Origin of the sequence: Mesorhizobium sp. M7A.F.Ca.CA.003.01.2.1, from assembly GCF_003998945.1 — a bacterium.
Lineage (GTDB): Bacteria > Pseudomonadota > Alphaproteobacteria > Rhizobiales > Rhizobiaceae > Mesorhizobium > Mesorhizobium ciceri.
The window spans coordinates 1-5,396 of the sequence record NZ_RZRA01000332.1 but is presented as its reverse complement, the minus strand read 5'-3'; the positions used below and the strand labels follow the sequence as shown (position 1 = coordinate 5,396).

5 protein-coding genes and 2 pseudogenes are annotated in these 5,396 nt (G+C 62.6%); 1 reads left to right on the top strand and 6 read right to left on the bottom strand.

What is annotated here, in order from left to right; genetic code table 11:
• Both EN969_RS15250 and EN969_RS15245 read right to left on the bottom strand, forming a co-directional pair.
• Positions 1-1,086: aldo/keto reductase (locus EN969_RS15250; RefSeq protein WP_164758269.1), on the bottom strand; the 1,086-nt coding region annotated here is incomplete at its 3' end.
• Positions 1,087-1,123: 37 nt separating this feature from the next.
• Positions 1,124-1,651: a nuclear transport factor 2 family protein gene (locus tag EN969_RS15245; RefSeq protein WP_063167966.1), complete on the bottom strand. Its 528-nt coding sequence runs from the start codon at positions 1,649-1,651 to the stop codon at positions 1,124-1,126.
• A gap of 116 nt (positions 1,652-1,767) precedes the next feature.
• Between EN969_RS15245 and EN969_RS15240 the strand changes: the two genes are divergently transcribed.
• A complete protein-coding gene (locus EN969_RS15240) occupies positions 1,768-2,694 on the top strand; it encodes a LysR family transcriptional regulator (RefSeq protein ID WP_063167965.1) in 927 nt (308 codons plus the stop codon).
• 34 nt (positions 2,695-2,728) lie between these two features.
• Here EN969_RS15240 and tsf read toward each other — a convergent pair whose 3' ends face one another.
• From tsf to EN969_RS15220, 4 genes and pseudogenes are all read right to left on the bottom strand, one after another.
• Positions 2,729-3,649, bottom strand: coding sequence for a translation elongation factor Ts (gene tsf / locus EN969_RS15235; protein WP_013531764.1), 921 nt, complete (start codon positions 3,647-3,649; stop codon positions 2,729-2,731).
• A 109-nt stretch (positions 3,650-3,758) separates the two neighbouring features.
• Entirely contained in the window at positions 3,759-4,547 is a 789-nt protein-coding gene (rpsB, locus tag EN969_RS15230) for a 30S ribosomal protein S2 (protein ID WP_013531765.1), read from the bottom strand.
• Between the two features lie 205 nt (positions 4,548-4,752).
• Positions 4,753-5,028 (bottom strand): annotated as a pseudogene (locus EN969_RS15225) (DUF4031 domain-containing protein); the annotation flags it as partial.
• Positions 5,029-5,086: 58 nt separating this feature from the next.
• Positions 5,087-5,396, bottom strand: a pseudogene (locus tag EN969_RS15220) (hypothetical protein); the annotation flags it as partial.

Here is a 5,396-nt window from a genome sequence, read left to right as displayed (position 1 = left end):
CTCTCCTTCGATAAGCACCGGTGACACGTAGTTGGAGGGCTTGTCGCCGGTTGTCGCGCCGCCGGTGACGCGCGCCTGTATCTGCGCGCCGAAATAGGAATAGGGAAACGGCGCTGGAGTTCTGCTGACCCTCTCCAGCCGGTCGCGATGCGCTTTCGGAATCTCGAAATCCAGCGCGCCAAGATTGTCCTGCATTTGGCTGAGCGTCGTCGCACCGAGAATGACGGTCGCGATCCCCGGCTGCGTCGCTACCCAGTTGAGCGCGACCTGAGGCATGCTGCGGCCGATCTCGGATGCGACCTTCTCGAGTTCGGCCACGATAGCCCAGTTGCGTTGCGTGAACTTTTGGAACCCCGGATGCGTCGAGTTGCGAAATCCGTCGAGCCGGCCCGCGGTTCCGGCCTGAGCCGGCCGATACTTGCCGCTCAGCAGTCCGCTGGCCAGCGGGCTCCACACCATGATGCCGGCGCCATGGCGCGTGCCGAATGGCACGAACTCATTCTCGATCGCGCGTTCGGCCAATGAATATTCGAGCTGTAGCGCCGAAACCGGCTCATATCCGCGCAATTCGGCGATCGCCTGTGCGCGGCCCGCATACCAGGCGGGCACATCCGAAAGACCGACATGGCGCACCTTGCCCATCCGAACCAGGTCGTCCAGCGTGCGCATGACCTCCTCGGCCGGGGTCAGCCTGTCCCAGACATGCATGAGATAGAGATCGATATAGTCGGTCCCCAACCGTTTCAGCGAAGCATCGACGGCCCGCATGATGTTCTTGCGGCCATTGCCGCCGGCATTCGGATTGCCGGGCTGCATGTTCATGGTGAACTTGCTGGCGATCACCGCCATGTCGCGCAAGCCGCGCTCGGCGATGAATTCGCCAAGCCAGGCTTCGGCCGTGCCGTCTGTGTAGAGATCCGCCGTGTCGAAGAAATTGCCGCCCGCCTCGACATAGGCGTCGAACATCGCCCGCGCCGTATCCCTGTCGGCTCCCCAGCCCCATTCCGTGCCGAAAGTCATCGTGCCCAGCGCCAGCCGGCTGACCCTGAGGCCGCTGTTGCCAAGAGTGTAGTAGGTCATGGTCATAATCGTCTTCCAATGCTTGGTGATAGATGCCCGAGCGTCACTGGCCCGGAGTGGTCTTGACCCAGGGATTGCCGCGCTCGTGTGTCATGCGGAACGCAAAGCCATCGACCTTCCAGCCATCCGCAAAACGCGTCAGGTGATGCTCATAGGTGCCCCAGACCTCCCAAAGCGGGTCGCCATTGCCTTCCATCCGGTTCCAGGCATAGCCGTTCGACAGGACAGTCGCCGTGTCCCCTTCGAGAACGACCTGGTGATTGGTGCGCAGATGCAGGCTTGTCTTGCTGCCCTTGAGGTTGGCCGCCCAGGCGCCAATCAGGTCGTCGGAAGCGATGTTGGCCGCCGGCTGTCCGGAAAGGCTGCTGAAATCGGCAGTGGCCCGATCCGCGAAATAGCTGCGTGCAAGCTTCCAGTCCTGGGCGTCGACGGCCCGGTCGATGGCATCGGCAATGCGAATGACCGCGCGTTCGTCTGCGAGGGCCCGCCAGTCTGATGGCTCCGCCCCGCCGGCGTCCATCGGCGCCAACGCCATGCCTGCCGCGAAAGTTACGCGCTTCAACGCATTCATGTTCTTTCTCCTCGATGCCATCAGCCCATCGCCGACGTGCGGCCGGCAATGTGGACCGCTCGGTCGACATCGATAAGATTGCATTGTTCGTATGGACCATGCGATATCATGCATGAATGTACCGGGACCTGCTCACCCACTTGCCTGTGATCGTCGCCGTGGCCCGACGCGGCGGCTTTGCGCTTGCCGCCGCCGAACTCGGCATGAGCCCTTCGGCAGTCAGCCATGCGGTGCGCATTGTCGAAGAGCGGATCGGCCAGCCTTTGTTCGCACGGACGACGCGCAGCGTTTCGCTCACCGAGGCCGGCAAGGCGCTGGTGGAAACGGCGGCTCCGGCCCTCCAGGATATTGCCGAGCGGATGGACCGTATCCGCAGCGTCAAAGGCAGGCCGTCTGGCCTGCTCAGGATCAACGCCTCCAACATCGCCATACCATTGGCGGTGACGCCGGTGGTCGCCGCGATGGCCGAGCGCTATCCGGAGGTTACCGTCGAGGTCTTCGCTGACCAGGGTCTGGTTGATATCGTCGGCGAAGGCTTCGATGCCGGCATCCGGCTTGGCGAGATGATCGCCCAGGACATGGTCGCGGTCCGGCTGACGCCGCCGTTCTCCGTCGTCATCGTGGCCTCGCCCGTTTATATCGGACGGCACGGCCGTCCCAGCAGCGTTGCCGATTTGGCGAACCACAATTGTATTGGCTACCGGCTCGTCCGCTCCGGTGCGCTCTATCGCTGGGATCTGATCGAGGATGGCAAGGACATCGCCATGGAGACGCGGGGCAGCGTTGTCGTGACGGATTCGCTCGCAGCAATCGATCTTGCGCTTGCAGGCGTCGGGCTTGCCTATGTCTTCGAGCCGCTGGCGCGCGCCGATCTTGCCGCGGGCCGCCTGGTCCAGGTGCTGCCGCAGACGGCGATCGAGGAACCGGGGCTATTCCTCTATTTCCCGCGCCGGGCGTCAATGGCGCCGAAGCTCAGGGCCTTTATCGACACCGCACAAGAAATCGGCCGGGCATCCTTGCGGACACCCGGCCGAGTTGCCTGAGCTGAGAAGCCCCTTCAGGGGCTATTTGTAAGGATTATTTCTTCACCGCAGCCGCGACTTCCGCCGCGAAATCGGTCTCTTCCTTTTCAATGCCTTCGCCGAGCGCAAAGCGCAGATAGGCGGAAATCTTGGCCGGAGCGCCGATTTCCTTCTCGGCATCCTTCAGTGCCTGCTCGACAGTGATGTCGGGATTGAGCACGAAGGCCTGCTTCAGGAGCACGACTTCCTCATAGAACTTGCGTAGGCGGCCTTCGACCATCTTTTCGATGATCGCTTCCGGCTTGCCGGACTGGCGCGCCTGATCGGCGAAGATCGCCTTCTCGCGCTCGACCGCAGCCGGATCGATCTGCTCGGCCGTCAGCGCCAGCGGGTTGGTGGCGGCGACATGCATGGCAACCTGGCGGCCAAAGGCATTGGCGGCATGCTCATTGCCCGTGGTCTCGATCGCGACCAGAACGCCGAGCTTGCCAAGACCATCGGCAACTGCGTTGTGGACGTAGGTGGCGACAGCACCGTGCGGGACGGTGAGCTTGGCCGAGCGGCGGAAGCCCATGTTTTCGCCGATGGTGCCGACAGCGTCCTTGATGGTGTCGGCAACCGACTTGTCGGAACCTGGATACTTTGCGGCGGCCACAGCTTCCGTCGTGCCGTAGGCCAGCGCAACCTTGGCAACATTGGCGACGATTTCCTGAAACGCGGCGTTGCGGGCAACGAAGTCGGTCTCGGAATTGACCTCGACGACGGCAGCCTCGCGCACGCCGTTGTCGACGCCGATCAGGCCCTCAGCCGCGGTGCGGCCAGCCTTCTTGTCAGCCTTGGAGATACCCTTCTTGCGCAGCCAGTCGACGGCCTCTTCCATGTTGCCGTTGGTCTCGGTCAACGCCGCCTTGCAATCCATCATGCCCGCGCCGGTCAAGTCGCGGAGTTCTTTGACCTGTGCAGCCGAAATGCTCATTGTCGCCTCTTTGTTTTAAATGCACCGACGCACCATCGGTATTCGATGGTGCGTCTGTTTAGCGTGCCAGAATATGAGAAAGATGAAGGCCGCAACCGGCCTTCGATTATCAAGCTTCCGGAGCGTCTGCAGCCGGGGCCGGAGCCGGGTCGAGCGCCGGTTCGACGGGAGCTTCGATCGAAGCGCCGATGTCGACGCCGAGCGCGCCCTGCTGACGGGCAATGCCGTCGATCGCAGCCTTGGCGATCAGATCGCAATAGAGCTGGATGGCGCGGGCCGCGTCGTCATTGCCGGGGATCGGGAAGTCGATCTTGTCCGGATCGCAGTTCGAATCGATGATGGCGACGACCGGAATGCCGAGGCGCTTGGCCTCGAGAATGGCGATCGCTTCCTTGTTGGTGTCGATCACGAACATCAGGTCGGGCGTCGAGCCCATGTCCTTGATGCCGCCCAGCGCCTTGTCGAGCTTCTCGCGCTCGCGGTCGAGGTTCAGGCGTTCCTTCTTGGTCAACCCTTGCGCCTCGCCGGCCAGCATCTCGTCGAGCTTGCGCAGGCGCTGGATCGAATTCGAGATCGTCTTCCAGTTGGTCAGCATGCCGCCGAGCCAACGCGAGTTGACGTAGTACTGAGCCGAACGCTGTGCCGCATCGGCGACGATGTCGGACGCCTGGCGCTTGGTGCCGACGAACAGCACGCGGCCGCCCTTGGCGACGGTGTCGGAAACCTGCTTCAGCGCCTGGTGCAGCAAAGGCACCGTCTGCGAGAGGTCGATGATGTGGATGTTGTTGCGGGCGCCATAGATGTAGGGCGCCATTTTCGGGTTCCAGCGATGGGTCTGGTGGCCGAAGTGAATGCCAGCTTCCAAAAGCTGGCGCATGCTGAAATCAGGCAGTGCCATTCAAAGTTCCTTTCCGGTTAGCCTCCACGGACACAGGCATTTTTGGACTTTGTCCTCGAACGCCACCGGAGGTTTCAGCCGGATTTCTCCCGGGCAGACACCAAAGTCCGTGTGTGGAATGAGCGCGCATATAGAGGGGATGCGCGATAAACGCAAGCGCCGTGGGACCTGTGTACGGCGTGCGACGATCCGCGCGCTGCCGACAGCGCTTTATCTTGCCGTTCGGCACCCGCACCCGCCGGAAGACCGCGACGATCTCCTCGCGGCTGCATTCGATGGCGCCGAGCCGCACCGCACGGTCACGCTCGAAGCCGGTTATGTCATAATGCGGCGCCGATGTCTTGGGCGGCCCTTGGTAGGATGAGCGCTTGACGCCAAGATGCGCGGCAAAGCGATGCAACTCGTCGGTGTCGTCGGCCAACAGATGGCACCAGCGATGGCCGGCCCAGTTCCAGATCGCTGCGTCGACATAGGCTGCCATAAAGCTTGCTGTCTGCCTTCCATCCGTCACGACAGTCGGCCACATGGCCCGGCTGATGTCAGTGACGATAGAATGGATTCGGATAGAAAATGAAGCCGCCATTGGCTGCAAGCTCGGCGACGATGTTGGTGACTGTATCCTGCATGCGACGGTGCAGATCGGCAACCGCATCGTCGATCGAGCCCGTATGCTCATGCAAGCCCAGTGCCTCCGGCACCCGGATGTGGGCGCAACGCGGCCCGGCCGGCTGCGGAACGAATCGGTTCATCGTGTCGCGCAGCCCGCCCCGACAATAGTCGTTGCGGATCCGCTTCAGATGTTCGGCGATCTCCTCCTGGCTAATGCGCGGATTGGCGCAGGCCCAGGGT